The 26108-nt window shown below is 65.9% G+C and carries 24 protein-coding genes and 3 tRNA genes; 21 read left to right on the top strand and 6 right to left on the bottom strand.

All coding sequences use genetic code 11. The features are described 5' to 3' along the window. Nucleotides 1-43: 43 nt before the first annotated feature. The 6 genes from B5D37_RS14915 to B5D37_RS05135 are packed head-to-tail and all read left to right on the top strand — an operon-like array spanning nucleotide 44 to nucleotide 6790. Nucleotides 44-1024, top strand: coding sequence for a GspH/FimT family pseudopilin (locus B5D37_RS14915; RefSeq protein ID WP_200809191.1), 981 nt, complete (start codon nucleotides 44-46; stop codon nucleotides 1022-1024). Next, nucleotides 1021-1482, top strand: coding sequence for a type IV pilus modification protein PilV (pilV, locus tag B5D37_RS05155; protein WP_078757629.1), 462 nt, complete (start codon nucleotides 1021-1023; stop codon nucleotides 1480-1482). Before B5D37_RS14915 ends, pilV begins: the two co-directional genes overlap by 4 nt. Next, entirely contained in the window at nucleotides 1479-2459 is a 981-nt protein-coding gene (locus B5D37_RS05150) for a PilW family protein (RefSeq protein WP_078757628.1), read from the top strand. Before pilV ends, B5D37_RS05150 begins: the two co-directional genes overlap by 4 nt. Continuing rightward, nucleotides 2456-2992 carry a pilus assembly PilX family protein gene (locus B5D37_RS05145; RefSeq protein WP_078757627.1) on the top strand — a complete coding sequence of 179 codons (537 nt, stop codon included), beginning with the start codon at nucleotides 2456-2458 and terminating at the stop codon, nucleotides 2990-2992. The genes B5D37_RS05150 and B5D37_RS05145 overlap by 4 nt, the downstream gene beginning before the upstream one ends. Before the next feature lie 12 nt (nucleotides 2993-3004). After that, nucleotides 3005-6340, top strand: a complete 3336-nt coding sequence (locus tag B5D37_RS05140) for a pilus assembly protein (RefSeq protein WP_143814153.1) — start codon at nucleotides 3005-3007, stop codon at nucleotides 6338-6340. Between the two features lie 18 nt (nucleotides 6341-6358). Beyond that, nucleotides 6359-6790: a type IV pilin protein gene (locus tag B5D37_RS05135; protein WP_078757747.1), complete on the top strand. Its 432-nt coding sequence runs from the start codon at nucleotides 6359-6361 to the stop codon at nucleotides 6788-6790. A 60-nt stretch (nucleotides 6791-6850) separates the two neighbouring features. Here B5D37_RS05135 and B5D37_RS05130 read toward each other — a convergent pair. Next, nucleotides 6851-6927 (bottom strand) — tRNA-Asn (locus tag B5D37_RS05130). A gap of 50 nt (nucleotides 6928-6977) precedes the next feature. Beyond that, nucleotides 6978-7511, bottom strand: coding sequence for a GspH/FimT family pseudopilin (locus B5D37_RS05125; RefSeq protein WP_078757746.1), 534 nt, complete (start codon nucleotides 7509-7511; stop codon nucleotides 6978-6980). A 155-nt stretch (nucleotides 7512-7666) separates the two neighbouring features. On the opposite strand from B5D37_RS05125, the gene uvrB reads away from it, so the two are divergent. The 12 genes from uvrB to B5D37_RS05065 all read left to right on the top strand — a co-directional run bounded on the left by uvrB (nucleotide 7667) and on the right by B5D37_RS05065 (nucleotide 18633). Beyond that, on the top strand, nucleotides 7667-9712 hold the full coding sequence (gene uvrB / locus B5D37_RS05120; RefSeq protein ID WP_078757626.1) for an excinuclease ABC subunit UvrB: 2046 nt from the start codon (nucleotides 7667-7669) through the stop codon (nucleotides 9710-9712). A gap of 69 nt (nucleotides 9713-9781) precedes the next feature. Then, a tRNA-Val gene (locus B5D37_RS05115) sits at nucleotides 9782-9856 on the top strand. Nucleotides 9857-10016: 160 nt separating this feature from the next. Then, nucleotides 10017-10298: a hypothetical protein gene (locus B5D37_RS05110; RefSeq protein WP_078757625.1), complete on the top strand. Its 282-nt coding sequence runs from the start codon at nucleotides 10017-10019 to the stop codon at nucleotides 10296-10298. A gap of 323 nt (nucleotides 10299-10621) precedes the next feature. Continuing rightward, nucleotides 10622-12523 (top strand): threonine--tRNA ligase, encoded by a 1902-nt coding sequence (gene thrS / locus B5D37_RS05105; protein WP_078757624.1) that lies wholly within the window; start codon nucleotides 10622-10624, stop codon nucleotides 12521-12523. An 84-nt stretch (nucleotides 12524-12607) separates the two neighbouring features. Further along, entirely contained in the window at nucleotides 12608-13132 is a 525-nt protein-coding gene (gene infC, locus B5D37_RS05100) for a translation initiation factor IF-3 (RefSeq protein WP_200809196.1), read from the top strand. 391 nt (nucleotides 13133-13523) lie between these two features. Continuing rightward, on the top strand, nucleotides 13524-13721 hold the full coding sequence (rpmI, locus tag B5D37_RS05095) for a 50S ribosomal protein L35 (RefSeq protein WP_078757622.1): 198 nt from the start codon (nucleotides 13524-13526) through the stop codon (nucleotides 13719-13721). A 13-nt stretch (nucleotides 13722-13734) separates the two neighbouring features. Beyond that, a complete protein-coding gene (gene rplT, locus B5D37_RS05090) occupies nucleotides 13735-14094 on the top strand; it encodes a 50S ribosomal protein L20 (RefSeq protein WP_078757621.1) in 360 nt (119 codons plus the stop codon). A gap of 234 nt (nucleotides 14095-14328) precedes the next feature. Further along, nucleotides 14329-15363, top strand: a complete 1035-nt coding sequence (gene pheS / locus B5D37_RS05085; RefSeq protein ID WP_078757620.1) for a phenylalanine--tRNA ligase subunit alpha — start codon at nucleotides 14329-14331, stop codon at nucleotides 15361-15363. Between the two features lie 18 nt (nucleotides 15364-15381). After that, nucleotides 15382-17766: a phenylalanine--tRNA ligase subunit beta gene (gene pheT / locus B5D37_RS05080; RefSeq protein ID WP_078757619.1), complete on the top strand. Its 2385-nt coding sequence runs from the start codon at nucleotides 15382-15384 to the stop codon at nucleotides 17764-17766. 57 nt (nucleotides 17767-17823) lie between these two features. After that, a complete protein-coding gene (locus B5D37_RS05075) occupies nucleotides 17824-18126 on the top strand; it encodes an integration host factor subunit alpha (protein WP_078757618.1) in 303 nt (100 codons plus the stop codon). Then, nucleotides 18119-18475: a MerR family transcriptional regulator gene (locus B5D37_RS05070; RefSeq protein ID WP_078757745.1), complete on the top strand. Its 357-nt coding sequence runs from the start codon at nucleotides 18119-18121 to the stop codon at nucleotides 18473-18475. The genes B5D37_RS05075 and B5D37_RS05070 overlap by 8 nt, the downstream gene beginning before the upstream one ends. An 81-nt stretch (nucleotides 18476-18556) precedes the next feature. Beyond that, nucleotides 18557-18633, top strand: a tRNA-Pro gene (locus B5D37_RS05065). 75 nt (nucleotides 18634-18708) lie between these two features. Here the strand turns inward: B5D37_RS05065 and dxs are convergent. Together dxs and B5D37_RS05055 are read right to left on the bottom strand one after the other, a co-directional pair. After that, nucleotides 18709-20616: a 1-deoxy-D-xylulose-5-phosphate synthase gene (dxs, locus tag B5D37_RS05060; protein ID WP_078757744.1), complete on the bottom strand. Its 1908-nt coding sequence runs from the start codon at nucleotides 20614-20616 to the stop codon at nucleotides 18709-18711. A gap of 68 nt (nucleotides 20617-20684) precedes the next feature. Then, the gene (locus B5D37_RS05055) at nucleotides 20685-21632 is read right to left on the bottom strand and encodes a hypothetical protein (protein WP_078757617.1); all 948 of its coding nucleotides are present in this window, start codon (nucleotides 21630-21632) and stop codon (nucleotides 20685-20687) included. Between the two features lie 93 nt (nucleotides 21633-21725). On the opposite strand from B5D37_RS05055, the gene purT reads away from it, so the two are divergent. Both purT and B5D37_RS05045 read left to right on the top strand, forming a co-directional pair. Further along, nucleotides 21726-22925 carry a formate-dependent phosphoribosylglycinamide formyltransferase gene (gene purT / locus B5D37_RS05050; protein WP_078757616.1) on the top strand — a complete coding sequence of 400 codons (1200 nt, stop codon included), beginning with the start codon at nucleotides 21726-21728 and terminating at the stop codon, nucleotides 22923-22925. Nucleotides 22926-22948: 23 nt separating this feature from the next. Next, nucleotides 22949-23293, top strand: coding sequence for a hypothetical protein (locus B5D37_RS05045; RefSeq protein WP_078757615.1), 345 nt, complete (start codon nucleotides 22949-22951; stop codon nucleotides 23291-23293). On the opposite strand, the gene B5D37_RS05040 is transcribed toward B5D37_RS05045, so the two are convergent. After that, complete coding sequence (locus B5D37_RS05040) at nucleotides 23277-24557, bottom strand: endonuclease/exonuclease/phosphatase family protein (RefSeq protein WP_425478031.1); 1281 nt, start codon at nucleotides 24555-24557, stop codon at nucleotides 23277-23279. The genes B5D37_RS05045 and B5D37_RS05040 overlap by 17 nt on opposite strands. After that, nucleotides 24554-25306: an arginyltransferase gene (locus B5D37_RS05035; protein ID WP_078757614.1), complete on the bottom strand. Its 753-nt coding sequence runs from the start codon at nucleotides 25304-25306 to the stop codon at nucleotides 24554-24556. Before B5D37_RS05035 ends, B5D37_RS05040 begins: the two co-directional genes overlap by 4 nt. Before the next feature lie 150 nt (nucleotides 25307-25456). Between B5D37_RS05035 and B5D37_RS15030 the strand changes: the two genes are divergently transcribed. Further along, complete coding sequence (locus B5D37_RS15030; RefSeq protein ID WP_078757613.1) at nucleotides 25457-26101, top strand: EF-hand domain-containing protein; 645 nt, start codon at nucleotides 25457-25459, stop codon at nucleotides 26099-26101. The last annotated feature ends 7 nt before the right edge of the window (nucleotides 26102-26108 follow it).

The following is a 26108-nucleotide window of genomic DNA, read 5'->3' as shown; positions in this document are numbered from 1 at the left end:
CAGCCAAGTTAAGGTCCGGTCAACGTCCTTGGGGGGAAGAACCATGCATTTCCAGACTGCGCGAGGCCGTAAGTGGCCTGCCGGACCGGCCGGGTTCACGCTGGTGGAGCTCATGGTCACCATCGCGGTGGCTGCCGTGCTGTTGGCCATTGCCACGCCGAGCTTCACGGCCATCGCGAACAGCAACCGGTTGACGAGTGCCGCCAATGAACTGGTGGGCTCGTTCCAGTCGGCGCGCATGGAGGCGGTCAGGCTCAACGCCCGCACGGAAGTATGCGCGAGCGCGGATGGCGCGACCTGCGGCGGGAATGACTGGTCCCAATGGCTGGTTCGCGTAGATACCAACCAGGACGGTGCGGTCGATGAGACCGTCCGCACTGGCGAGACCCGCGCCCCCGTGCAGGTGCTGGCGAGCGGCAACATTGGTGGCAACCCGATTGCCTTCCGCTCCGATGGCCGCGCCTACACGGCAGCGGGTGCACTGATGAACGGCACCCTCGCGGTCTGCATTCCCACCGAGCGCCCGGAGGAGAACATCCGTTTCGTATCGATTGCCTCGGGTAGCCGTTTCTCCACATCGCCTTCCGATGGCGGTGGCAACTGCATCGTCCCGGCCAATGCCGCGGCCGGGGCAGCCGTGCCTCCCGTCGCCGGTGGCGGCGGTGGTCCGGGCGGCGGGAACGGGAACGGTGGGAACAACGGCGGCGGCAATGGGAACGGAAGCGGCGGCGGTGCCGGCGGAACCCCCGGCGGCGCTGGCAGTGGCTCTGGAGCTGGTGGCGGCAACGATGGTGGTTCTGCCGGCGGCGGCACGGGCGGCGGCGATACTGGTGGAGGCGGCACTGGTGGAGGCGGCACGGGCGGCGGCGACGCGGGCGGTGGTGGTGACACGGGCGGAGGGGATCCCGGAAACGACGACGACAGCGGGGACGACGACGGAGACGGCCGAGGTCCGGGAAACAGCGACTGCGCGAAGATTAAGGACAAGGAGGAGAAGAAGAAGTGCAAGGAGCGCAACAAATGATCACCCCACGCTGCGCTGCCGCGCTGCAGAAAGGCGTTGGCCTTGTCGAAGTCATGATCGCCGTGCTCGTTTTCGCCGTCGGCCTGCTCGGCATCGCCGCGCTACAGGCCACGGCGCTGAAGAACAGCCAAAGCTCGCTCGAGCGCAGCCAAGCGGTGATCCATACCTACGGCATTCTCGACTCGATGCGTGCCAACTTGGTGGCCGCGCGGGCAGGTCAGTACGACACCGGCGGCATGCAGTGCGCCGCCGGGGACCCCGACGCCGGCACTCTGGCTCAACGAGACGTCGCGCGCTGGCTGACATCTATGCAGACAGGGGGGATGGGTGCGGATGCCTGCGGTCAGATCCAGTGCGTGCTCGCGACGCAGTACTGCACCATCACCGTGCGCTGGAACGATGTGCGCGGGCTTGAAGGCGAAGCGCAGCAGGAATTCAGCACGGAGACCCGTATATGAGCGCTTTCCCCATCGGGTCGCTGCCGGAACGGCGGGCGCGGCGTTCTTTCCAGCGCGGCCTCAGCCTGATCGAACTGATGATTGCGATGCTGCTCGGTTTGCTCGTGGTGGGCAGCGCGGTCGGCGCCTTCCTGTCCAACCAGCGGACCTACCGTGCCACCGAGAGTCTCTCCCGGGTTCAGGAGAATGCGCGGGCTGCATTCGAGCTGATGGCACGCGAGGTGCGCGAGGCTGGGGGCAATGCGTGCTCGAACGGGGTGCCGATCGTCAATGTGCTTAGCGTCGGATCCACCTGGTGGTCCGACTTGGGCAATGGCGTTGTCGGTTACGAAAACGGTGCGTTGGCCGGGACGGCGGCGGGAACCGACGCGATCGATCTACTCTCTGCCACAAACGGGGGAGTTGTTATCGACACCGCTTCCAACCCGAATGCGGCGAACCTGAAGGTCAACACCAGCGACCATGGGTTCGAGACCGGTGACATCCTCATTGTCTGCGACTACACGCAGGGGTCGATCTTCCAGGTGACCGGCAATCCCTCGAGCATGACGATCGGGCACAACACGGGTGGCGGGAACTGCACCAAGGGACTTGGAGTGCCCCTCATCTGCGACGGCGGCAACGGAACGCCGAAGTCCTATGCACCCAACTCGGTGGTCGCAAAGCTCGAGGCCGCACGCTGGTTCGTTGCCGACAACGGCCGCGGCGGGCGCTCGCTCTACCGTGTCGCCATGGACAAGGGTAATCCCGCGGGACAGTCGGAAGAGATCGCCGAAGGTGTGCAGGACATGCAGGTCGAGTATCTGCTCAACGGCAGCGTGAACTACGTCCCGGCCGCCGCGGGACTCGACTGGTCGCAGGTCGTCGCGGCGAAGATTGCGCTGCAGGTGGAAGGCCCCGGTCGGGAAGGTACGGACGGGCAGGCGTTGCAGCGTGACATCGAGCACGTCGTGAACCTTCGGAACAGGACGCTATGAACAATCAACATGGTCGACTTCCCGCACCGCAACGGGGTGCAGCCCTCATCGTGGTGCTCGTCCTGCTGCTGATGATGACGCTGCTGGGCCTGGCGAGCCTGCGCGGTACCCTGATGGAAGAGCGCATGAGCGCCAACATGTATGACCGCAGCCTGAGCTTTCAGGCTGCAGAAGCCGCGCTGCGACACGCCGAGAACCGCCTGCGCGCGCCGGGAATCGTGGCCTCGTTCCCCGCAGCCGGCGGGGGTTGCGCTGACGGATTGTGCTCCACGCCGATACCGGCCGAAGGCGTGCCGGAACGCGCGGACAACCCCAACTTCAATGGTTGGGTGGACGCACTGCCGGTCGACAAGGTGGGGACGCCCCAGTACTTCGTCGAATACATGGGCGAAGCGCCCAGTTGGGCCATGTGTGACCGGCTGATTCCCCGCCACCCGGCATGCATGAAGCCGCGTTATCGCATTACCGCCCGTAGTAATGCTGGAGACGGCCGTGCATTCGTCGTCCTGCAGTCCAGCTTTGCCGGAACCTGATCGGAGAACGACATGAAGTCCACCATGACCACCCGGCCGAAGCCGCGCAATACGTTCTCCCAAGTGTTGGTTGTCGCGCTCGCGACGCTGATGGCTATGCCGGTTCACGCGGCTGTCGAAGTGCCGCCGGTGCCACCCAGCTCCGGCAACGGCATTCCTCCCAATATCCTGTTCATCCTGGATGACTCGGGTTCAATGAGCTATCCGGCCATGCCGGCGGAGCGCCGTTCCAACCAGTTCAGTGACAGGATCCAGGACAAGTCGTACGTCCACAATGTTCTGTACTACAACCCTGACATCGACTACCGCGCATGGATGGACTGGACTGGGAGCCGCCAAAGCGAAGGTACGTCGTATGGAGAGGCCTTGGCGGATGCTGTTTATGCTTCCCAGCCGATCGACCTTTCGAACATGCATAGCTGTGGTACCTCTCGCGAGAATGATTCCGATATCGAGATTTGCGGAGGAGACCAGGTATTCTTTGTGCCCAAGGATCTCACCCGTACCGACACCACGTATCTGAACAACGCCGATAATTACTATCGCTTCACCATCAAGTCGAACCTCCAGATCATCCGATCGGATCAGGACGGGACAGGGAACGAGGTGCGGCAGACTCCTTCGCGCAGTGGTGGGAAGCCTCGTCGGTCGGAACAGGACGAGCGCAACAACTACGCCACTTGGTTCTCCTACCATCGCACGCGGATGAAGGCGGCCAAAGCCGGGGCGAGCGAAGCGTTCGGCGGTTTGCCGGAAGATAGGTACCGGGTTGGATTCACAACGATCTGGGGCAGGGACAAGCTTGATATTCCGGTGGGTTCCGACAACGGTCTATTCCGCGGGGACAACCGGGAGACCTGGTTCGGTCGACTGTTTGGCGCTCGCAGCTCCTCGACGACCCCCCTGAGGCGTGCTCTGCAGAGTGCGGGCGACTATTTTAGTAGCAGTGCTGTCGATGGCCCGTACGGCGGGGACTTGAATGCTCAGGGCGAGCAGTTCCAGTGCCGGCAGAACTTCTCCATCCTCACGAGCGATGGCTACTGGAATGGCGGCTCACCGAGCTCAGTGGGAAATGCGGACAATACGGCGGGCGATGAGCATCGCGCTCCCGACAATCCCGATGGATCCGCAGGCCGGATATACAGCTATCAGCCAGCCGCTCCATATCAGGACAATCAGTCAGACACACTTGCCGACGTGGCGATGCGGTACTGGAAGTCCGACCTGCGGCCGGGGATGGAGAACGTCGTGCCGGTGTCGGTCGCCAATCCGGCCTTCTGGCAGCACATGGTAACGTTCAGCCTTTCGATCGGTCTTAGTGGCAGCACCGGGTTTGACAGCGTCGACGATGTTCCCGTGGATTATGCGTCGTGGCCGAACCCCCACTCGAGCAATCCCGCGCGGATCGACGACCTGCTGCATGCGGCAGTCAACGGTCGCGGAGAGTTCGTGGCCGCCGCCGATCCTGCGGCTTTCGCCGAAGGGCTCAAGGATGCGCTTGGTGTAATTGCCAATCGCACCAGTTCAGCCTCGAACGTCGCAGCCAGCAGCACGTCCGTCGGAAGCGACACCAAGCTATTCCAAGCCAGGTATCTGAGCGGGGACTGGAGCGGCGAGTTGATTGCGTACCCTGTCACCAGCTCGGGGGTGAATTCGCTCAGCCCCGTCTGGGAGGCATCAGAACAGCTGCCTGACTGGGGTGATCGCCGCATCTACACGACGGACTCGACGGGCGCAAAGGGATCCTTCCCGACCGCGACGCAGCAATCTGAGCTTGGCAGTAGCTCCAACGGCCACAGTTACGCGGACTACATCAAGGGTGACGATTCCGGTGAGACCACCAACAACAACGGCGACCTGCGGGCGCGGTCGTCGCTGCTGGGCGACATCATCCATAGTTCTCCTTACTACGCTGCGCCGACCGACACCGTGTACGTCGGTGCCAACGACGGCATGTTGCACGCATTCAACGGCACCAACGGGCGGGAACGCTTCGCGTATGTGCCGCGTGGTGTGGATATGTCCGAATTGAAGGAGCTGGCAGCGCTCGATTACGAGCATCGGTATTTCGTGGATGGTCCCGTGGTCGTTTCCGATCGCGCCTTGACGCAGACAGCCACCCATCCGAATGGACGGGACCTGTTGGTAGGCACCCTCGGACGAGGCGGAAAGGGCGTATTTGCCCTCGACGTATCCAATCCGGGCGGTTTCAATGCCACGGACGTGCTTTTCGATACGGCAGGTGATGGCGACATGGGCTTGGTGACCGGCGCACCAATCATCGCCAAGTTGAACGACGGCAGCGTGAGCGCGATCTTTGGCAATGGCATCAACAGCACCAATGGTCGCGCAGTTCTGTGGGTTATCAATGTGGACAATGGCGCAGTCAAGAAGGTCGACACCGGGGTCGGCGGCGACAACGGCTTGTCCGCACCCCGTGGTTGGGACTCCGATGGCGACGGGGATGTTGACCTGCTTTACGCCGGCGACCAGAAGGGGAATCTGTGGAAGTTCGACCTGTCACATACCAACAAGAGCCAATGGGACGTCGCGATTGGTGGCAACAATCCCCAACCGCTGTTCACGGCCACGGATGCCTCGGGCAACCCCCAGCCGATCACGGGTGGAGTGTCGATTGGTATCGATCCAGTGACCTACCGCCGCTGGATATTCTTCGGCACTGGTCGCTTGCTCAACGAAGACGACCTGTGGAACAACGATGGTTCGCCAAACCTCAGCATCCAATCCATGTACGGCATCATCGACGATAACGCTGCCATCGGCACCCGTGCCCAGAACGACGGCCAAGGTGATGCCAATGGGCTGGTGGAGCGATCTATCGAGACCACTGGTGCGGCCGCGGATGGCACCCCGGTGCGGAGCTTTGAGACCGCCGTGGACAGTATTGGGGTAAACAAGCGTGGCTGGTTCATCGATATGCTCACGCCACCGTCGAGTCAGGCGGAAGGCGAGCGCGTGATCGGTAACCCACAGGTAATGGCTTCGGTGCTGCTCACATCGAGCATCATCCCAAGCCAAGACCCCTGCGTACCCGGAGGACGTGGCTACATCAACGCGCTCAATGCATTCACCGGCGCGAGTGTGGGTGAGCACTTTTTCGACCTCGATGGTGATGGTAATCCCAGCAACGACCAGGTTGGTGGCAATCCTGTCGGCTCCATCGATCTGGGATTGGGCATGGTGACCGATGCGGTCCTAATCGATAATGGCGCAGGAACCGGTTATCTCGCTGCTGGCGGTTCGGCTGGTGGTCCTCCCGAGGACACCCCGACAGGCGTTCCCAGCGCATCCGGGCGCATCTCGTGGCGCGAAATGCAGAGGCGATGAACAATGAGGAACCAGATGATGACCAATCCCGCTGCGCCCACCTTTTACCCGCGCCACCCTGTCGCGCGGGGCTTCACGCTCATCGAGCTGATGATCGTGGTCGCCGTGGTCGCGATCCTCGCGGCCATCGCGATCCCGAGCTACCAGAACCACGTGATGAAGACGCGGCGCAATGCGGCGGCCGGGTGTGCGATCGAGATGGCCCAGTTCATGGAGCGCTTCTACACCACTAACCTGACGTATGCTGGGACGGGCCTGCCCCAGACCGAATGCACAGGAGATTTGGCTCCTCATTACGCATTCGGGCTGGCTAACCAAGCTGCCCGCACCTATACGATTACGGCAACCCCAGTGGCCGGTGGGCCGCAAGCGAGTGATAAATGCGGGGCGATGACCCTTACCCACACAGGCGCGAAGGATTCTGTCGGCACGGCTAGCGAGTGCTGGTAGGGAAAGAATCCGGCATAACAAAAAAGGCCTGCAGCGATGCAGGCCTTTTTCTTATGATCTTGGCGCCCGAAGTTGGACTCGAACCAACGACCCCCTGATTAACAGTCAAGTGCTCTAACCAGCTGAGCTATTCGGGCGGGGATGCGCATTGTAAGCGCTGGGGCGGCCCGGTCAAGCCTCCAGCGCATCAGAACGGGCAGGCCGTAGCCTCCAGGCGCTCGCTGCGGGTGCGGCCCGCATTGTTGACCACGACGCTGCCCAGATGCCGCCGCTCGCCCCGTACGTCGCACAGGCGGATGCTGATGTTGCTGCCGTAGGCCCATCCGTCGGGGGTGAACCTCACCCGGACGCGACCGCGGGTGCTGCGGAGGGCCAGGCCGCCCCCGACCCCGTCGAACACCTGCAGTACATCGTCGGCGGCCAAGGGCCGGCCAGCGTTGGCAGGGTCCCGGAACAGGATCCAGCCGTCGTCCCAGATGGTATTTCCGCGGCAGGTCCGGCCATCGCTGCTGGGACAGACGGCCACGGCGCCTCCGTGCTTCACCGCCGCGATCCGGGCGCTGGCGAGGGAGGCGCTCAACAGGTGGAAGGTCGTGGCCACGCGGATGCGTTGCTGGAGACCGGCAAACGCCGGCACTCCGAGGGTGAGCAGGGTCACCAGGACCGCGAGGGTGGCCATGAGCTCGACCAGGGTGAAGCCGTGGCGCCGGGGCGTGGGCATGGATGACTCCGATTCCTTTCGGGACCGGCGCAGCTTGGCCGCACGCGCGATGAACGGCGATCCGCCAACGGCCCGCGCGGGGGTAGGGTTTCCCCACGCGCGCCCCCATCCACCCAGTCGCCCTACACTGGGGGTTCTGCCCCCGCCGCGACCCGATGAACGACAGCCACATTCCCGCGCCGCCGACCGAAGGTACCTTCCACCTCGTCTCGTCGTACTCCCCTGCGGGCGACCAGCCGCAGGCGATCGAGAAGCTAGTGGCCGGATTCGAGAACGGCCTGGCCCACCAGACCCTGCTGGGCGTGACCGGTTCGGGCAAGACCTACACCATCGCCAACGTCATCCAGCAGGTGCAGAAGCCGACCCTGGTGATGGCGCCGAACAAGACGCTGGCGGCCCAGCTGTACGGTGAGTTCAAGTCGTTCTTCCCGAACAATGCGGTGGAGTACTTCGTCAGCTATTACGACTACTACCAGCCCGAGGCCTACGTGGCGTCATCGGACACCTTCATCGAGAAGGACAGTTCGGTGAACGAGCACATCGAGCAGATGCGGCTGTCGGCGACCAAGGCACTGCTGGAGCGGCGTGACTGCATCATCGTCTGCACGGTTTCGGCGATCTATGGCCTGGGCGACCCCAACGAGTACTTCCGGATGGTCCTGCACATGGTGAAGGGCGAGCGGATCGACCAGCGCGAGCTGATCCGGCGCCTCACCGAGATGCAGTACAGCCGCAACGACACGGAGCTGCGCCGGGGCACCTACCGGGTGCGCGGCGAAGTGATCGACGTGCACCCGGCCGAGTCCGAAATGGAGGCGGTGCGAATCGAGCTGTTCGATGGCGAGATCGAGAACGTCAGCCTGTTCGACCCGCTGACCGGCGAGAGCCTGCGCAAGCTGCAGCGCTACACCATCTATCCGAAGTCGCACTACGTGACAACGCGGCGGACGGTGCTCGACGCGGTCGATGCGATCAAGGACGAGCTGAAGGTGCGGCTGGAGCAACTGTACGCGCAGAACAAGCTGGTCGAGGCCCAGCGCCTGGCCCAGCGCACCCAGTTCGACCTGGAAATGCTGGCCGAGGTGGGCTATTGCAACGGCGTGGAGAACTACAGCCGCCACCTCACCGGTCATATGCCGGGCGAGCCGCCGCCGTGCCTGTTCGATTACCTGCCGCCGGACGCGCTGCTGGTGTGCGACGAGTCGCACGTGACGGTTCCGCAGGTCGGAGCCATGTACAAGGGCGACCGCTCGCGCAAGGAAACACTGGTGGAATTCGGTTTCCGGCTGCCGTCGGCGCTGGACAACCGGCCGCTGAAGTTCGAGGAGTGGGAAGGGCGCTCGCCACGGACCATCTTCGTGTCCGCGACGCCCGGGCCTTACGAGCTCAAACATTCGGAAGGCGAGATCACCGAGCTGGTGGTGCGCCCCACCGGGTTGATCGATCCCGAAGTCGAGATCCGTCCCGTGGCCACGCAGGTCGACGACGTGCTGGGCGAGATCAGCAAGCGCACCGCCATGGGCGACCGCGTGCTGATCACCACGCTCACCAAGCGCATGGCCGAGAACCTCACCGAGTACCTGGGCGAGCACGGCGTGCGGGTGCGTTACCTGCATTCGGACATCGACACGGTCGAGCGCGTGGAGATCATCCGTGACCTGCGCCTGGGCAAGTTCGACGTGCTGGTCGGCATCAACCTGCTGCGCGAGGGACTGGACATGCCCGAGGTGTCGCTGGTGGCGATCCTCGACGCGGATAAGGAAGGCTTCCTGCGGTCGGCCGGCTCGCTGATCCAGACCATCGGCCGCGCGGCCCGCAATGTGCGAGGCAAGGCCATCCTGTACGCCGACCGCATCACCAATTCGATGCAGAAGGCGATCGAGGAGACCGACCGGCGCCGGGCCAAGCAGGTCGAGTACAACACCGAGCACGGAATCACGCCGGCGTCGATCAACCGGCCGGTGGTGGACATCATGGAAGGCGCCCGGGTCGACCCCGACGCGTTGAAGGGCCGCGGCAAGGCCCGCAAGGCCGCCGAGGAAGCCGCCGAATACGCAGCACTCAGCCCCGCCCAACTCTCCGCCCGCATCAAGAAGCTCGAGCAGCAGATGTACCAGCACGCCCGCGACCTGGAGTTCGAACAGGCCGCCTCGGTACGTGACCAGCTGAACAAGCTCAAGGAGCAGGGTTTCGCAGGGTAACCCGGCTATTGCCGGCGGCCCCGTGCCGGGATAAACTGCGCGGCCTCTCGCCGGGTTGTCATGGCGAAAGGGCGGTTAGCTCAGCGGTAGAGCACTACCTTGACATGGTAGGGGTCACAGGTTCGAACCCTGTACCGCCCACCACATCCACGCCAGCGGCGGGGCCTTCGGGTCCCGCCGTTTGCTTTTGCGGTAACCGGTGCGACCGTCCACCATGTACGGTGTGCCCTCGTCACGGAAATGCATGCGCCGCCGGAATCCGCTGTGAAACAATCAGCCCGGCGATGGGCTCCGGAGGCGGCGGATGACAGCGAAGCACGAAGCGAAAACGACGATCAACCATGAGGAGATCCGGCGTTGGGCCGAGGCCCGCGACGGTGTCCCCGTGAGCGCCAAGGGCGTGGATGAAGATGGTGACGAAATCGCGCTGTTGCGGATTTCGTTCCGCGACGACCCGGCCCTGAAGCGAATCAGCTGGGACGAGTTCTTCGAGAGGTTCGAGGACGACGACCTGGCGTTCCTGTACCAGGAGCAGACTGCCGACGGAAAACGCAGCCGCTTCTTCAAGATGGTGGAGCGGGACTAGGACGCCACCCGAATTGACTTCGCATCCCGCTGGTCCACTATTATGGCCACGTGGCGCAGCAACCGGCTGGGCCTGAAACCCGAGGTGGCCCGCGGCAACACCGCCGGCCGAGCGTGCGACATGGACACTACCACCGCCCATCGCTGACTCCGCCCGAGGCTTCCGCATTGCGCAGGCGCCCTCGTGGCGCCTTTGTTTGTGCAGCCCGCGCTTCTTCTTTTCCTTGTAGGAGCGGCTTCAGCCGCGATCCGTGGGCCGTACAAGCGACCGATTATCCAATCGCGGCTGAAGCCGCTCCTACGTAAAGCCAAGACACCACGCCCATGATCGCGATCACCCTTCCCGACGGCTCCCGCCGTGAATTCGAAGCCCCCGTCTCCGTCGGCGAGGTCGCCGCCTCGATCGGTCCCGGCCTCGCCAAGGCCGCGCTGGCGGGCAAGGTCGACGGCAAGCTCGTGGACACCGGCTTCCGCATCGATCGCGACGTTTCGCTCGAGATCGTCACCGACAAGCACCCCGACGCGCTGGAGGTCCTGCGCCATTCCACCGCGCACCTGCTGGCCCAGGCCGTGCAGCGCCTGCATCCCGCGGCCCAGGTCACGATCGGCCCGGTGATCGACAACGGCTTCTACTACGACTTCGCCTTCGAGCGTCCCTTCACACCCGAGGACCTGCCGGCGATCGAAGAAGAGATGAAGAAGATCGTCAAGGAAGCCCAGCCGGTCAGCCGCAGCGTCAAATCGCGCGACGAGGCGGTGAAATTCTTCAAGGGCATCGGCGAGCACTACAAGGCCGAGATCATCGAGTCGATCCCGGCCGACGAGGACCTGTCGCTGTACAGCCAGGGCGAGTTCACCGACCTGTGCCGCGGACCGCACGTGCCTTCCACCGACAAACTTCGCGCCTTCAAGCTGATGAAGGTCGCCGGCGCCTATTGGCGAGGCGATCACAACAACCAGATGCTCAGCCGCATCTATGGCACCGCCTGGCTCAACGACAAGGAGTTGAAGGCCTACCTGAACCAGCTGGAGGAGGCCGAGAAGCGCGACCATCGCAAGATCGCCAAGCAGCAGGATCTCTTCCACCTGCAGGAAGAAGCCCCGGGCCTGATCTTCTGGCACCCGAAAGGGTGGTCGATCTGGCAGGTGGTCGAGCAGTACATGCGCAAGGTCTACCGCGACTCCGGCTACGACGAGGTGCGCTGCCCGCAGATCCTCGACGTGACCCTGTGGCAGAAGTCCGGCCACTGGGACAACTACAAGGAGAACATGTTCTTCACCGAGTCGGAGAAGCGCACCTACGCGCTGAAGCCGATGAACTGCCCGGGCCATGTGCAGGTGTTCAACCACGGCCTGCACAGCTACCGCGATCTCCCCATTCGCTATGGCGAGTTCGGCGCCTGCCATCGCAACGAGCCGTCGGGCGCGCTGCACGGCATCCTGCGCGTGCGCGGCTTCACCCAGGACGACGGCCACGTGTTCTGCACGGAAGGGCAGGTGGAGCCGGAGGTCACCGCCTTCCACCAGCAGGCGATGAAGGTGTACGCCGATTTCGGGTTCACCGACGTGCAGGTCAAGCTGGCGCTGCGCCCCGAGCCCCGCCTGGGCGACGACGCCACCTGGGACAAGGCCGAGGACGCCTTGCGGTCGGCCCTCCGGTCGGCGGGCGTGGAATGGGAAGAGCTGCCGGGCGAGGGTGCCTTCTATGGCCCCAAGATCGAGTACCACCTGCGCGACGCGATCGGACGTACGTGGCAGCTGGGCACGATGCAGGTCGATTTCATGATGCCGGGCCGGCTGGGCGCGGAATACGTGGACGAGCACAGCCAGAAGCGCCACCCCGTCATGCTGCACCGCGCCATCGTTGGCTCCATGGAGCGTTTCATCGGCATCCTGATCGAGCACCACGCCGGCCAGTTCCCGGCCTGGCTGGCGCCGGTGCAGGCGGTGGTGGCCAACATCACCGATGCGCAGGCCGACTGGGTGGAGCAGGTGCGGAAATCCCTTGCAGATCAAGGGTTCCGGGTCCAGGCTGATTTGCGCAACGAAAAGATCGGCTATAAGATTCGCGAGCACACGCTTCAGCGCGTGCCGTACCTGCTGGTGGTCGGTGACCGCGAGAAGGAAAACGGGCACGTGGCGGTGCGTTCGCGTGGAGGGGAGGATCTCGGATCGATGCCGGTCTCGGAATTCGCCACGCGTTTACGCGATGAAAACGCCGCCTGAGGCAATGTAGGTCCAGATCAAGCAGGTTAGATACAGCCCCGTCCGCGCCCAGCGGGCGGCACGTTCGACAACGGAGATTGCAATATCAGTACCCCCGAAAAGCGGAACCGCAAGAATCAGGAGATCCGTGTACCCAAGGTGCGCGTGATCGGCAGCGACGGCGAGATGGTCGGCGTACTGTCCCGCGACGAAGCCCTGAGCCTTGCCCAGGAAGAAGGACTCGACCTGGTCGAAATCCAGCCCCATGGCGACCCGCCGGTCTGCCGGGTGATGGACTTCGGCAAGTACATCTTCGACCTGCAGAAGAAGGCCAATGCGGCCAAGAAGAAGCAGAAGCAGGTCGAGATCAAGGAAGTGAAGTTCCGTCCCGTCACTGATGAGGGCGACTACCAGATCAAGCTGCGCAAGATGCGCGGCTTCCTGGAGGAAGGCGACAAGATCAAGGTCAACATCCGCTTCCGTGGCCGCGAGATGAGCCACCAGGAGCTGGGTCGCGAGATGGCCGGCCGGATCGAGGCCGACCTTGGCGAAGACATCGTCATCGAGTCCCGCCCGCGCCTGGAAGGGCGGCAGATGGTGATGATGATCGCCCCGAAGAAGAAGACCTGAGTGCCCGTTTTGCGCGCAGTCCCGGAAAGGCGCCGAAAGGCGCCTTTTCCATGTGGGAGGCTTTGCCGCGCCTCCCCATGCTTTTGTAGGAGCGGCTTCAGCCGCGAACATATGACCGGTCGCTCGCGCCGGCTCCACGATCGCGGCTGAAGCCGCTCCTACAACGGCAGCCGGGGACGCAACGCCACAGCGCGCCCGAGCCAACGAGTTGCACGCAGCCCTCCCGCACCGGCATAATGGCCGGCCCGGTTCGCCGGGGTGTTTCACGTATTGCCAGGACCTGTCGCGGATTCCTTCTGGATCAACGACTTACAAGCCGGCACGGGCAGGACGGAAAGTGTGGCGCAGCCACCGCCCAGGCCAGTGACAAGAACCCGAAAGGACATTCGCAATGCCCAAGATCAAGACCCATCGCGGGGCGGCCAAGCGTTTTCGCAAGACCGCATCCGGCAAGTTCAAGTGCGGCCACGCCAACCGTAGCCACATCCTCACCAAGAAGGCGACCAAGCGGAAGCGCAACCTCCGGCAGACGAACCACGTCCGTCCCGAGGATGCAGGCCGTATCGCCCGCATGCTGCCGTACGCCTGAGGAGGACTGAGACATGGCACGAGTCAAACGTGGTGTACAGGCGCGTCGGCGCCACAAGAAGATCCTGAAGCAGGCCAAGGGCTACTACCACGCCCGTCGCAAGGTCTTCCGCGTCGCCAAGCAGGCGGTCACGAAGGCGTTGCAGTACGCCTACATCGGCCGCAAGCAGAAGAAGCGCAATTTCCGTTCGCTGTGGATCGCGCGTATCAACGCCGCATCCCGCGCCAACGGCATCAGCTACAGCCGCTTCATGAACGGCCTGATGAAGGCCGGCATCACCCTGGACCGCAAGGTGCTGGCGGATATCGCCGTGCACGATGCGGCGGGTTTTGCCGCGCTGACCGAAAAGGCCAAGGGCGCGCTCGCAGCGTAAGGTGTCGCATCGCGGCCGCCGGTTTCCCGGCGGATCGCGGTCGGACAACGAAGTACACGCATGGGGAAGGGCGCAAGTCCTTCCCCATGTTCGTTTTTGGGGCCAGCAGATCTGCATCTGTAGGAGCGGCTTCAGCCGCGAGCTGAAACCGGCGCAGTCGATCGCACATCCGATCGCGGCTGAAGCCGCTCCTACAAGGGCCCGACCGATTGTGGCTGTGACAGGAACTCCAGCATGAGTGACATCGAAGCACTGGCCGCCCAGGCGCTGGCCGACATCGAAGCCGCCGATTCGCCGCAGGCGATCGAGGCATTGCGGGTGGCGCTGCTCGGCAAGTCCGGCACCGTCACCGCGCAGCTCAAACAACTCGGCACGCTCCCGGCCGACCAGCGCAAGGCGGCCGGCGAGGCCATCAACCGCGCCCGCGACACGCTGTCGCAGGCGCTGTCGGAGCGCAAGGCCTCGCTGGAATCCGCAGCGCTGGACGCGCGGCTCGCGGCCGAAACCATCGATGTCACCCTGCCGGGCATCGATGCGGCACGCGGCGGCCTCCACCCGGTCACGCGGACGCTCGAGCGCATCGTCGACATTTTCGCCCGCCTCGGCTTCGAGCTCTCCGACGGCCCGGAAATCGAGGACGACTGGCACAACTTCGAGGCGCTCAACTTCCCGCCGCACCACCCCGCCCGGGCCATGCACGACACCTTCTACGTCGATGCTCCCGCTGCCGGGGGCGAAGCGGGCCGCCACCTGTTGCGCACCCACACCTCGGGCGTGCAGGTGCGCTACATGCAGGACCTGCTGGCCCGGGGCGGCACGCCGCCCCTGCGCATGATCGCCGCCGGCAAGGTCTACCGCAGCGACAGCGACCAGACCCACACCCCGATGTTCCACCAGATCGAGGGCCTGCTGGTGGACGAGCACGCCAGCTTCGCGGACCTGAAGGGCACGCTGGCGGAGCTCGTGCGCGCCTTCTTCGAGCGCGATTTCGAGATGCGCTTCCGTCCCAGCTATTTTCCCTTCACCGAACCCTCCGCCGAGGTCGACATCGCCTGGCAGCAGCCGGACGGCAGCACCCGCTGGCTCGAGGTTCTGGGCTGCGGGATGGTGCACCCGAACGTGTTGCGCAACGTCGGCATCGACCCGGAGCGCCACACCGGCTTCGCGTTCGGTCTGGGTGTCGAGCGCTTCGCGATGCTGCGCTACGGCGTCGACGACCTGCGCAGCTTCTTCGACAACGACGTGCGTTTCCTGCGCCAGTTCGCCTGACCTGCCTGGACCGAACAGATGAAGTTTTCAGAGAACTGGCTTCGCCAGCACATCCCGACCGCCGCCAGCCGCGACCAACTGGTCGCCACCCTCACGGCCATCGGCCTCGAGGTCGAAGAGGTCACCGCACTGGGCGAGTCCCTGGATGGCGTCGTCGCGGGCCGGATCATCAAGGCCTCGCCGCATCCGGAAGCGGACCGCCTGCAGATCTGCGAGGTCGATGCCGGCGCGGCGGGCACCGTCCAGATCGTATGCGGGGCGCCGAACGCCCGTGCCGGGCTGGTAGCGCCATTGGCCACCGTGGGCGCGGTGCTCCCGGGCGGCATGAAGATCAAGCCGGCCAAGCTCCGCGGCGTCGAGTCCTTCGGCATGCTCTGTTCGGCCCGTGAACTGGGCATCGACAGCGATGGTTCGGGATTGCTCGAACTCCCGGCCGATGCCGCCGCGGGGCAACCGGTGGTCGAGGTGCTCGGGCTCCCGGATGCCAGCATCGAGATCAAGCTCACCCCCAACCGCGCCGACTGCTTCGGGATCCGCGGCATCGCTTTCGACGTGGCTGCGGCGACTGGAGGTGCCGTGGTGCCGTTCGAGGTGGAGCCCGTGGCGCCTGCCAACGATGCCGCACTGGCGATCGAGTTGTCTGCCGGCGTCGATGCGCCTCGGTACTGCGGGCGTGTGATCCAGGGCGTGGACGCTGCCGCGGCGACTCCCGCCTGGATGGCCGAACGCCTGCGCCGCAGTGGCGTCCGGCCGGTTTCGCTGCTTGTCGATGTGACCCAGTACGTGATGCTCGAGCTGGGCCAGCCGATGCACGCCTTTGACAGGGCAGCGCTTTCCGGTCCGGTCGGCGTACGCCGCGCACGCGCAGGCGAATCGCTGAAGTTGCTGGACGGGCGCGAGGTGGCGCTGGACGAGCAGTTCCTGCTGGTCACCGATGCCGACCGGCCGGTCGCGCTCGCGGGCATCATGGGCGGGTTCGACACGCGGGTGACCGGCGAAAGCCGCGACATCTTCCTGGAAGCGGCGCATTTCGCGCCGGCCGCGATCGCCGGCCGCAGCCGCCGGCTCGGCTTGCATACCGACGCCGCCCACCGCTTCGAACGCGGGGTGGATCCCAGGCTGCCGCGCGAAGCGATCGAATATGCCACCCGGTTGATCATGGAGGCCGCTGGTGGCCTGCCAGGTCCTGTGGTCGAAACGGAGCTGGCGGAACACCTGTCGGCGCCCGCGCCGATCCTGCTGCGCCGGGCCCGCGTGGCGCGTGTGCTCGGGATGACGATCGCTGATGCGGATATTTCCCGCATCCTCGGCGCGCTCGGCCTGGCGGTGGAGACCAACGCCGACGGTTGGCTGGTCACGCCTCCCAGCCGCCGCTTCGACCTGGCGATCGAGGAGGACCTGATCGAGGAGGTCGCCCGCATCCACGGTTACGACGCGATCCCGGTCCAGCTCCCGGCCGGGGCGGCGCCGTTGCAGGTGCCCAGCGAGACCCGGGTCGGGGAAGGCACTGCCCGCCGCCACCTCGCCTCCCGAGGCTTCCTGGAAACCATCAATTACGCGTTCGTCGACAGCGCGCTGCTGGCCGATTGGGGGCTGGAGAAGGGCGTGGTGCCACTGGCGAATCCGCTCAGTGCGGAACTCGGGGTGATGCGCACGTCGCTGTTGCCGGGCCTGGTCGCCGCACTCGGCCGCAATGCAGCTCGCCAGCAGTCCCGGGTGCGGCTGTTCGAGCTCGGTAATGTCTTCGCCCGTACCGCGGATGGGTTCAGCCATGTTCCGCGGGTCGCCGCGGTGGCCAGCGGCACTGCCAGGGGCGAGCAGTGGGACGGCGACGAGCGCTCGGTCGGCTTCCACGACCTGCTGGGCGACCTGTCCAGCCTGGCCGCGCTTGCCCGCGCCGAACTGGAGTGTCGCCCGGCGCAGGCGCCGTGGGCGCATCCGGGGCGGTGCGCGGAGGTGTTCCGGGTGGATGGCGGTCAGGAGGTCCGGATTGGGTGGGTGGCGGAGCTGCACCCGCGCCTGCTGAAGGCACTGGAGATCGACACCGGGGTGGTGGTGTTCGAAGCGGACCTCGTGCCGCTTCTGGCGCGTCCGCTGCCGAAGGCCGGGAACCGTTCCAAATATCCTTCGGTGCGGCGCGACCTCGCCTTCGTGGTGCCGCAGGCGGTGTCCTGGGGGCAGCTCGCAGGCTGCGTACGAGGCGCCGCCGGATCGATCCTGCGCGACCTGGTGCTGTTCGACGTGTACCAGGGTAAAGGCGTGGAAACCGGGTGCAAGAGTCTCGCTATGGGCTTGATTCTGCAGGAAGAATCGCGCACCCTGACCGACGCCGATGTGGATGCGGTGGTGGCCTCGGTGACCGCCGCGTTGCAGCGCGAGCACGGGGCTACGATCCGCGGATGACAGGGCGACCGGCCTGCTAGACCGGGTCGGCACGTAGTGGATGGAAGGAACAGGGCGATGGCATTGACCAAGGCCGAGATGGCCGAGCGACTTTTCGACGAAGTAGGGCTGAACAAGCGCGAGGCGAAGGAATTCGTCGATGCGTTTTTCGACTCCCTGCGCCAGGCGCTGGAGAGCGGCCGTCAGGTGAAACTGTCGGGGTTCGGCAACTTCGACCTGCGTCGCAAGAACCAGCGCCCCGGCCGTAACCCCAAGACCGGCGAGGAAATCCCGATTTCCGCGCGCACGGTGGTGACCTTTCGTCCGGGCCAGAAGCTGAAGGAACGCGTGGAAGCCTATGGCGGTGCCGGACATGCTTGATCCCGGCAGCAACCGCGAGCTTCCGCCGATCCCGGCCAAACGCTATTTCACCATCGGTGAAGTCAGTGAGCTGTGCGACGTCAAGCCGCACGTGCTCCGCTACTGGGAGACGGAGTTCCCGACGCTCAACCCGGTCAAGCGACGCGGCAACCGACGCTACTACCAGCGCCACGAGGTGTTGATGGTGCGCCAGATCCGCGGACTGCTGTACGAGCAGGGCTACACCATCGGTGGCGCGCGCCTGCGGCTGGAGGGCGAGGCGGGCCGTGACGAATCGGCCCTGAGCTCGCAGATCATCAAGCAGGTGCGCATGGAGCTGGAAGAAGTCCTGCAGTTGCTCAAGCGATAGAAAACGGCCGTCCGGCAGGTGCCGGTCGGCGCGCAAGTCGGCTATACTCACCGCCCGCCGCAAGGTGGGCAGCAAGACATTCGGGGCGTAGCGCAGCCTGGTAGCGCACCTGTCTGGGGGACAGGTGGTCGTCGGTTCAAATCCGGCCGTCCCGACCAATCAAGATGCAGAACGCCTGGCCTCCAAGCCAGGCGTTTCTGTTTGTGGCGCCACGGCTGTACGCGATGGCGGTCTCAGCTGGCGACGCTTCGCGTCGTCGGGGACTCGAGCAGCCGCGGCCAGCGCGCCACCAGCGACGCCCGGATGCCTGCTGCGTCCAGGCCTGCCTCTGCCAGCAGTTGTTCCCGGCTGCCATGGTGCTGGAATACATCTGGCAGGCCCAGGTGCAGGACTGGCAGCACGATGCCTTCCGCCGACAGCAGCTCGGCGACGCCCGAGCCCGCGCCACCGGCGACGACATTGTCTTCGAGCGTCGCGAAACCCTCGTGGCTCTTCGCCAGCTCCAACAGCAACTCCCGATCCAGCGGCTTGACGAAGCGCATGTTGACCACCGTCAGCCCGAGTTCCTCGGCGACCTGTTCGGCAGCCGGCACCAGCGCGCCGAAGGCGAGCAGGGCGATCGGGCCGCCGGATCGGCGGACCTCCGCCTTGCCGATGGGCAGTACGTCCAGCGCAGGCCGGACCTCAACGCCCGGGCCGGTTCCGCGGGGATAGCGCACTGCCGCCGGGCCGTTGAACCGGAAGCCGGTGGACAGCATCTGCCTGCATTCGTTCTCGTCCGCCGGGGCCATGACCACCATGTTGGGGACGCAGCGCAGGTAGCTGAGGTCGAGGTTGCCGGCGTGGGTCGCGCCATCGGGCCCCACCACGCCGCCGCGGTCGATCGCGAACAGGACGTCGAGCTCCTGCAGGGCCACGTCGTGGACCAGCTGGTCGTAACCGCGCTGCAGGAAGGTCGAGTAGATCGCGCAGACCGGCTTGGCGCCCTCGCAAGCCATGCCGGCCGCCAGCGTCACCGCGTGCTGTTCGGCAATGGCGACGTCGAAATAGCGATCCGGGTATTCCCGGCTGAAGCGCACCAGGCCCGAGCCCTCGCGCATGGCCGGGGTGATGCCCAGCAGCGTCTCGTCCGCCGCGGCCATGTCACAGAGCCAATCGCCGAAGACATCGGTGTAGGTGGGTTTCTTGACGCTCGGCTTGCTGACCAGTCCACGGGTGGGGTCGAACGGACCCACGGCGTGGTAGCCGATCTGGTCCCCCTCGGCCAGCTCGTAGCCCTTGCCCTTGGTGGTGATGATGTGGAGCAGCTGCGGTCCGCCCAGTCCCTTCAGGGTCTTGAGCGTTGCGACGAGCGCGTCCATGTCATGCCCGTCGATGGGACCGGTGTAGTGGAAGCCCATCTCTTCGAACAGGGTGGAGGGCACGAACATGCCCTTCCAGTGCTCCTCCCAGCGCCGCACGAACCGGGCCGCGGGCTTGTTCTTGTCGCCCAGCAGCTTCTTGCCCCCTTCGCGCAGCGCGTTGAGGGTGCGGCTCCCGGTGAGGCGTCCGAGCATCTGGGTCAACCCGCCAACGTTCTCGGAAATCGACATCTGGTTGTCGTTGAGGACCACCAGCAGGTTCGGCTCCGGATCCATGCCACCTGCGTGGTTCAGCGCCTCGAACGCCATGCCGGCGGTCATTGCGCCGTCGCCGATCACCGCCACCACCTTGCGGTCGTCGCCGGCGCGTGCGCTGGCAATGGCCATGCCGAGCGCGGCGGAGATGCTGGTGGAGCTGTGGCCGACGCCGAAGGTGTCGTATTCGGATTCTTCCCGCTTGGGGAACGGGGCGACGCCGTCCTTCTGCTTGACGGTGCGGATGGTGTCGCGGCGTCCGGTGAGGATCTTGTGCGGATAGGTCTGGTGGCCGACATCCCAGACCAGGCGATCGCGGGGGGTCTCGTAAAGCCAGTGCAGTGCGACCGTCAACTCGATCACGCCCAGGCCCGCGCCGAAATGGCCGCCGGACTGGGCGACCTGTTCGATCAGGTATCCACGCAGCTCGTCGGCGACGGCGGTCAGCTCCTCCTGCGGGAACTGGCGCAGGTCGGCCGGCAGATCGATGCGGGACAGGCGGGGGAATTGTTGCGGATCGATCATCAATACGGCATCGGACGGCAAGTGGGCCATTGTCCCGCTCGCGCGCAGGCGGAGCAAGGAGACGCCGTTCAGTCGGCTGGCTGCGCCGGTATCCGATACAGCGGTGCCGGGATGAACTCGCCGGTGGCGTACAGGGCACTACCGTCGGCGGACCAGCCCAGCGCCTCGGCCTGGGGGAGCCAGGGCAGCTCGCTGGTGGCCGGTTGCGACTCGACGGCGGAGGTCCAGTTCGCGCCCGGTTCGCGGGAATAGAGCAGCAGGTGCCGATAGGTCATCACCGCGAGCGTAAGACGATCCGGCGAGACCGACGCGGCGGTCACCTGGGCATCGTAGCGGGAGCGGCCGGATGGCTGCCCGCCGTCCGGCCCCGGTGTTGGGTTGGGCACACCCGCGAGCAAGCCTGCAGGGCGCGCGGTCAGCAATCGCTGGCTCCCGGGGCGCAGGGGGAGCGTGAACAGCTCCGGTGGCTCGCGTTTCTTGGATACCAGCAGGATTTCGCCCCGTTCGGCATCGACCGCCACGGCTTCGCAGTCGCGGGCACCGTCCGGCCAGCGGAAAGCAAGCGACCAGGCCGGCGTGAGGCGGGCATTGGTCAAGCTGCCGGGCTCTTCGATCACGTGCAGTTGCAGGGTGCGCCGGAGTCCGCCGTTGTCGCCAGTGTCGGCCAGCAGCAGGTAATGACGGCCCTCAAGCTCGAACGCTGCGATGTCTTCCCAATCCGTCTTGGTGACGCCGTCGATGCCGAAAGTGGCGACGCGGCGTCCGGAGGTATTCACCGCGAAAAGCCGCGCAGGGTTGTCGCCATCGTCGTGCAGCCAGACGATGCCTTCATGTTGCCGGGAGGCGGCAAGCCCGCTGACCTCGCTGAGCTGCATGTCCAGCAGCACGCCCTCCAGGCGGGGTTCGGGCAGGCGCTCCTCCTCGACCGGCTGCGTGCAGGCGGCCGCCAGGATCAACAGGCCCGTGGCCATGGCGCGGCCAGCAGAGCGGATCACCGGGTGGTTGGAGCGGAGCATGGCGGAAGGATGGCACGGGGTCGCCGTGCATGGACAGCCGCCGGTGCGGGCACGGAAGTTAGACTGTGGGCTTCCTTCATCCTCCGGCGCTCCATGGTCACCATCGGCACTCCACTGTCTCCCCATGGCTTCCGCGTATTGCTGCTCGGCTCGGGCGAGCTCGGCAAGGAAGTCGCGCTGGAGCTGCAGCGTTTCGGCGCCGAAGTGATCGCGGCCGATCGCTACGCCAATGCCCCTGCGATGCAGGTTGCCCACCGTAGCCACGTGCTCGACATGCTCGACGGTGCAGCGGTGCGTGCTTTGGTCGCCGCCGAGCGGCCCGCGCTGATCGTGCCCGAGATCGAAGCCATCCATACCGAGACCCTGGTGGCACTGGAGCGTGAATTCGCCCAGCGTGGCAGCGATGTCCGGATCATCCCCACCGCGCGTGCAGCCCGCCTGACCATGGATCGTGAAGGGATCCGGCGGCTGGTCGCGGAGACGCTGGGGCTGCCGACTTCCCCGTACCGGTTCGTGGACACGCTGGAGGACTACCGCGAAGCGGTCGAGGCGATCGGCCTGCCCTGCGTGGTCAAGCCGGTGATGTCCTCGTCGGGCAAGGGCCAGTCGACGGTGCGAAGCAGTGGAGAGATCGATGCGGCCTGGGCGTACGCGCAGAGCGGGGGGCGGGCCGGCGCGGGCCGGGCCATCGTCGAAGGTTTCGTGGACTTCGACTACGAGATCACCCTGCTCACCGTGCGCCACGCTGGCGGCACCAGCTTCTGCGAACCCATCGGCCATACCCAGGAAGACGGTGACTACCGCGAGAGCTGGCAGCCGCAACCGATGTCCGCCCTGGCGTTGGAACGGGCCCGCGACATTGCGCGCCGGGTGGCCGATGATCTCGGCGGCTGGGGCGTGTTCGGGATGGAGTTCTTCATCCGCGGCGACGAGGTCTGGTTCAGCGAGGTATCGCCCCGGCCGCATGACACCGGCCTGGTGACCCTGGCGGGGCAGGACCTGAGCGAGTTCGCACTGCATGCCCGCGCGATCCTCGGGCTGCCGATCCCGGCGATTCGCTCGCTCGGCCCGGCCGCCTCCTGTGCGGTACTGGCCCGCGGCCAAGGGGTGCCCATCTTCTCGGGCGTGGATGCCGCGCTGCAGGAGCCCGATACGCAACTGCGCCTGTTCGGGAAGCCTGGCGTCGACGGGCAGCGCCGGGTCGCGGTGACGCTGGCGCTGGGCGACGACATCGAGCAGGCCAGGCGGAAAGCGCGTGACGCCGCCGCATGCCTGCACATCGAGCTGCGATAGCGCAGCCCCACACGGAGTCATTGATGGACAACAACGGTTACGCGATCTTCTTTTTCCCCCAGGCCATCGAAGCGTTGGGGGAGGCGATCAAGCCCTACCTCCAGGGCGAAGGAGACGGCGCCCACGTGATCTGCCGCAACGTCGACACCGGCGGTGCACTGGCGAAGATGGTCCTGGACGGCCGCACCACCTCCGGTGCCGCGGTCGAGCTCGAGCTGATGGTACCCACCAGCATGGTGCGCATGGTGGTGTCCGCGCGCAGCGACGAGTCGTTCGGCTTCGGCCCGCGCATCGCGGTGGAGTCGACCCGACAGGCTTCGGACGGCAAGCCCGTGGTGCCGGACCCCGAGGCTACTCCGGGCGCTTGAGGTCCAGCCAGACCAGGTGGTGGTCGCTGGCACCGGCGATCGCGGCCTCTGGTTGGTCCGGGCGCGGCCAGAAAACGCCGCCGTCGACCACCTGCAGATCCGCCGAGGGCAGCACGTAGTCCAGCCGCAGGGTGCCTGCCTTCGGCCCGAAATCCCCGGTATGGGCGGCCACGTCACCGTCCCGGGGCACGCTCCGTTCGGCTGCCCGCTGCACCGCACCCTCGCTGCGCGGCACGAAGCCGGCATTGACCCGAGGGTGATCGAGCAGCTGGGCCATCGCACCGGCTACGCCGTCGCCGTCGGAGGGGTCGGCGTTGTAGTCACCCGCCACCACGAACGACGCGTCTTCCGCCAGTCCACCGCAGCGTCCCCGGTCGTCGCAGATCCACGGGGCCGGGGCGGGATCGATGTACTCGGCCCACAGGCGGATCTCGTCCGCGTTGCGCAGGCCATTGCGGTTCTCGGGACCATCGAAGACCGGCGGCGTCGGGTGGGCGGCCAGCAGGTGCACCGTGCCCAAGGGACTGCGGATCGGCACGTCCCAGTGTGATTTCGACGACAGCCTCAGCTGGCTCCACACCGGTTCCGGATACCAAGATGCGCCCGTCACCGGATCCACCGGGCGACGTGCGCCAGGCATGGCACTCCAGCGAAGCTGCTGGAAGGTGCGAACTCCCGCTTCGTCGATCGGATGGCGCGATAGCACCAGCATGCCGTATTGCCCCGGGTGCAACCCGTAGCCCCAGGCATCGTTGCCACGTTCGCGACCGGCGCCGCCGACCTCGCCGTTGCCGTCCAGGTCGAGCCCGCTGGGCACGCCGGTGTTGACGGGGGCGAGGTAGCGATACCGGTAACTCAGTGGTTCTCCGCCTCCCGGTTGGGCGACTTCGAGGTAGTCGCGCTGGAACAGGTCGGCCGCCCGCCCATTGGCGTCGTAGTCGAATTCGTTGAGCAGCACGACGTCCGGCCGCGTGCGCTGCAGGAGGGCCGCGATGCGGCGCGCCTCCGGATCCTGTGCGGCAAGCCGGCGCACCAGGCCGCCGGCCTCATTCTCATACAGCGACGTGTTGTAGGTCGCCACGCGCAGGGCCTGTCCGGGGGGGCTGTCGGCATTGTCCATGTAGGCCTCCGGGTCGCCGTGCACCGCCACCCGCAGGCAGCCCGACAGGAGTACCGTCCCCACCAGCATGGCCAGCGGGGCGAGTGCCTTCCGGAACCGGGTGTTCGACGGGGCCAGGCAAGGCGGACGAAGCGGCAGCTTCATGCAGTGTCTCCGAAATCGAGGTCGCGCCAGGCACGGCCGTCAAAGCCCTCCAGCGGGCGGAACCGCTTCTTGTAATCCATCTTGCCGTGTCCGCCAATCCAGTAGCCCAGGTACAGGTGGTCGCGCCCTTCCCGGCGCGCCCATTCGATCTGCTTGAGGATCGCCAGCGTGCCCAGCCCGCGGAAGGCGGCCTCGGGCTCGTAGAAGGTATAGACTGCGGACAGCGCGTCTTCCACGACATCGGTCACCGCCACCGCGAGCAATCGGCCGGGCCCTTCCTTGGAGCGCTCCCGAAGTTCGAGGAAACGTCCCTCGCTCCAGCGCCCGATGAGGAACTGTTCGAACTCGCGGGCGCCATGGTCGTCCATGCCGCCGTCCCGATGCCGGGTTTTCAGGTAGCGGCGGTACAGGGCCAGTTGCTCTTCCGTGCGCCGTGCCGGCTGTATCCGCATTTCGACAGCGGCGTTGCGGACGAGGCAGCGACGCTGGCTCCGGTCCGGCCGGAACCGCGCCACCGGGATGCGGACCGCCACGCAGGCGCGGCAGCCGTGGCAATGCGGCCGGTAGACGATGTCGCCGGAGCGCCGGAAGCCCCACCCCAGCGCCATGGCGTAGCGCTCGGCCAGTCGCGGGTCCCGCGGGTCCAGCACGAGGTCCCGCGCCAGGCGGTCGGGCCAATAACCGCACGGGTGCTCCCCGGTGTGGAACAGGCGCAGCTCTTCGGTGTCCTGGCTAGGGGTGTTGCCCATGGCACCAGCATAGCGCCGGCCAGCGTGATGCCGGTGATGCCAGTTCGGTGAAAGTCAACTGAACGGATCGGCGGTGGCGTCAACCGCTACGCGCGGTGGTCGTTTACCCCATCACGCGCGCCACGTCGGTGCCAACGCAGGAGCTCCCGCATGAATATCTCCCTGGTCCGCCTTTCCATCCTCGCGGCATCCATCGCAATGGCCGGTGCTGCCTTTGCCGCGCCGCCGTCCGCCGACGGGCATCGCGGCAAGGCGGATGGCAAGTTCCAACTGGACACCAATGGCGACGGCGCCGTCGACGCCGCCGAGGCGGCAGCCCATCCGCGCCTCGCGGCGCGTTTCGCCGAACTCGACGCGGACGGCAATGGTCGCCTGGAACGCGGCGAGTTCGGTCGCGGCCACGGCAGCCGGCACAAGGGCATGGGACGTCGCGGCTCCGGACCGTTCGGACACATCATCGCCATGGACACCGATGGCGATGGCCGGATCAGCAAGGCCGAAGCGGAGGATTCCCGCCTCGCCGGACGCTTCGACCAGATCGACGGCAACCGCGATGGCTACCTGGTCCGCAGCGAATTGATGGCCTCGGCGGATCAACGCCGGAGCGAACACCGGGCCAAGGCGGCCGAACGCTTCGAAACCCGCTTCAAGCAGGCCGATGCGAATGGCGACGGCCGGTTGAGCCGCGCCGAAGTCGAGGCGGGCTGGGAGCACAAGGCCAAGGCCTTCGCTTTCCTCGACGAGGACCGCGACGGCTACCTCACGCGCAGCGACCTGGCTCCGCGGCATCGCTGACCGCCAG

This window comes from Lysobacter spongiicola DSM 21749 (assembly GCF_900167055.1).
In the GTDB taxonomy this organism is placed as follows: Bacteria; Pseudomonadota; Gammaproteobacteria; order Xanthomonadales; family Xanthomonadaceae; genus Novilysobacter; species Novilysobacter spongiicola.
Note: the sequence above shows the minus strand (reverse complement) of the source record. Positions and strands in the feature narration are given on the sequence as shown.

Excerpts from the sequence above, each read along its gene's own strand:
- rpmI (WP_078757622.1), top strand. The coding sequence starts at position 13,524 with ATGCCCAAGATCAAGACCCATCGCGGGGCGGCCAAGCGTTTTCGCAAG.
- pheT (WP_078757619.1), top strand. The coding sequence starts at position 15,382 with ATGAAGTTTTCAGAGAACTGGCTTCGCCAGCACATCCCGACCGCCGCC.
- pilV (WP_078757629.1), top strand. The coding sequence starts at position 1,021 with ATGATCACCCCACGCTGCGCTGCCGCGCTGCAGAAAGGCGTTGGCCTT.
- B5D37_RS05040 (WP_425478031.1), bottom strand. The coding sequence starts at position 24,557 with ATGAAGCTGCCGCTTCGTCCGCCTTGCCTGGCCCCGTCGAACACCCGG.
- uvrB (WP_078757626.1), top strand. The coding sequence starts at position 7,667 with ATGAACGACAGCCACATTCCCGCGCCGCCGACCGAAGGTACCTTCCAC.
- B5D37_RS05135 (WP_078757747.1), top strand. The coding sequence starts at position 6,359 with ATGACCAATCCCGCTGCGCCCACCTTTTACCCGCGCCACCCTGTCGCG.
- B5D37_RS05055 (WP_078757617.1), bottom strand. The coding sequence starts at position 21,632 with ATGCTCCGCTCCAACCACCCGGTGATCCGCTCTGCTGGCCGCGCCATG.
- pheS (WP_078757620.1), top strand. The coding sequence starts at position 14,329 with ATGAGTGACATCGAAGCACTGGCCGCCCAGGCGCTGGCCGACATCGAA.
- thrS (WP_078757624.1), top strand. The coding sequence starts at position 10,622 with ATGATCGCGATCACCCTTCCCGACGGCTCCCGCCGTGAATTCGAAGCC.
- B5D37_RS05140 (WP_143814153.1), top strand. The coding sequence starts at position 3,005 with ATGAAGTCCACCATGACCACCCGGCCGAAGCCGCGCAATACGTTCTCC.
- B5D37_RS05045 (WP_078757615.1), top strand. The coding sequence starts at position 22,949 with ATGGACAACAACGGTTACGCGATCTTCTTTTTCCCCCAGGCCATCGAA.
- B5D37_RS05070 (WP_078757745.1), top strand. The coding sequence starts at position 18,119 with ATGCTTGATCCCGGCAGCAACCGCGAGCTTCCGCCGATCCCGGCCAAA.
- B5D37_RS05150 (WP_078757628.1), top strand. The coding sequence starts at position 1,479 with ATGAGCGCTTTCCCCATCGGGTCGCTGCCGGAACGGCGGGCGCGGCGT.
- B5D37_RS05035 (WP_078757614.1), bottom strand. The coding sequence starts at position 25,306 with ATGGGCAACACCCCTAGCCAGGACACCGAAGAGCTGCGCCTGTTCCAC.
- B5D37_RS15030 (WP_078757613.1), top strand. The coding sequence starts at position 25,457 with ATGAATATCTCCCTGGTCCGCCTTTCCATCCTCGCGGCATCCATCGCA.
- B5D37_RS05145 (WP_078757627.1), top strand. The coding sequence starts at position 2,456 with ATGAACAATCAACATGGTCGACTTCCCGCACCGCAACGGGGTGCAGCC.
- B5D37_RS05075 (WP_078757618.1), top strand. The coding sequence starts at position 17,824 with ATGGCATTGACCAAGGCCGAGATGGCCGAGCGACTTTTCGACGAAGTA.
- rplT (WP_078757621.1), top strand. The coding sequence starts at position 13,735 with ATGGCACGAGTCAAACGTGGTGTACAGGCGCGTCGGCGCCACAAGAAG.
- dxs (WP_078757744.1), bottom strand. The coding sequence starts at position 20,616 with ATGATCGATCCGCAACAATTCCCCCGCCTGTCCCGCATCGATCTGCCG.
- B5D37_RS14915 (WP_200809191.1), top strand. The coding sequence starts at position 44 with ATGCATTTCCAGACTGCGCGAGGCCGTAAGTGGCCTGCCGGACCGGCC.
- B5D37_RS05110 (WP_078757625.1), top strand. The coding sequence starts at position 10,017 with ATGACAGCGAAGCACGAAGCGAAAACGACGATCAACCATGAGGAGATC.
- purT (WP_078757616.1), top strand. The coding sequence starts at position 21,726 with ATGGTCACCATCGGCACTCCACTGTCTCCCCATGGCTTCCGCGTATTG.
- B5D37_RS05125 (WP_078757746.1), bottom strand. The coding sequence starts at position 7,511 with ATGCCCACGCCCCGGCGCCACGGCTTCACCCTGGTCGAGCTCATGGCC.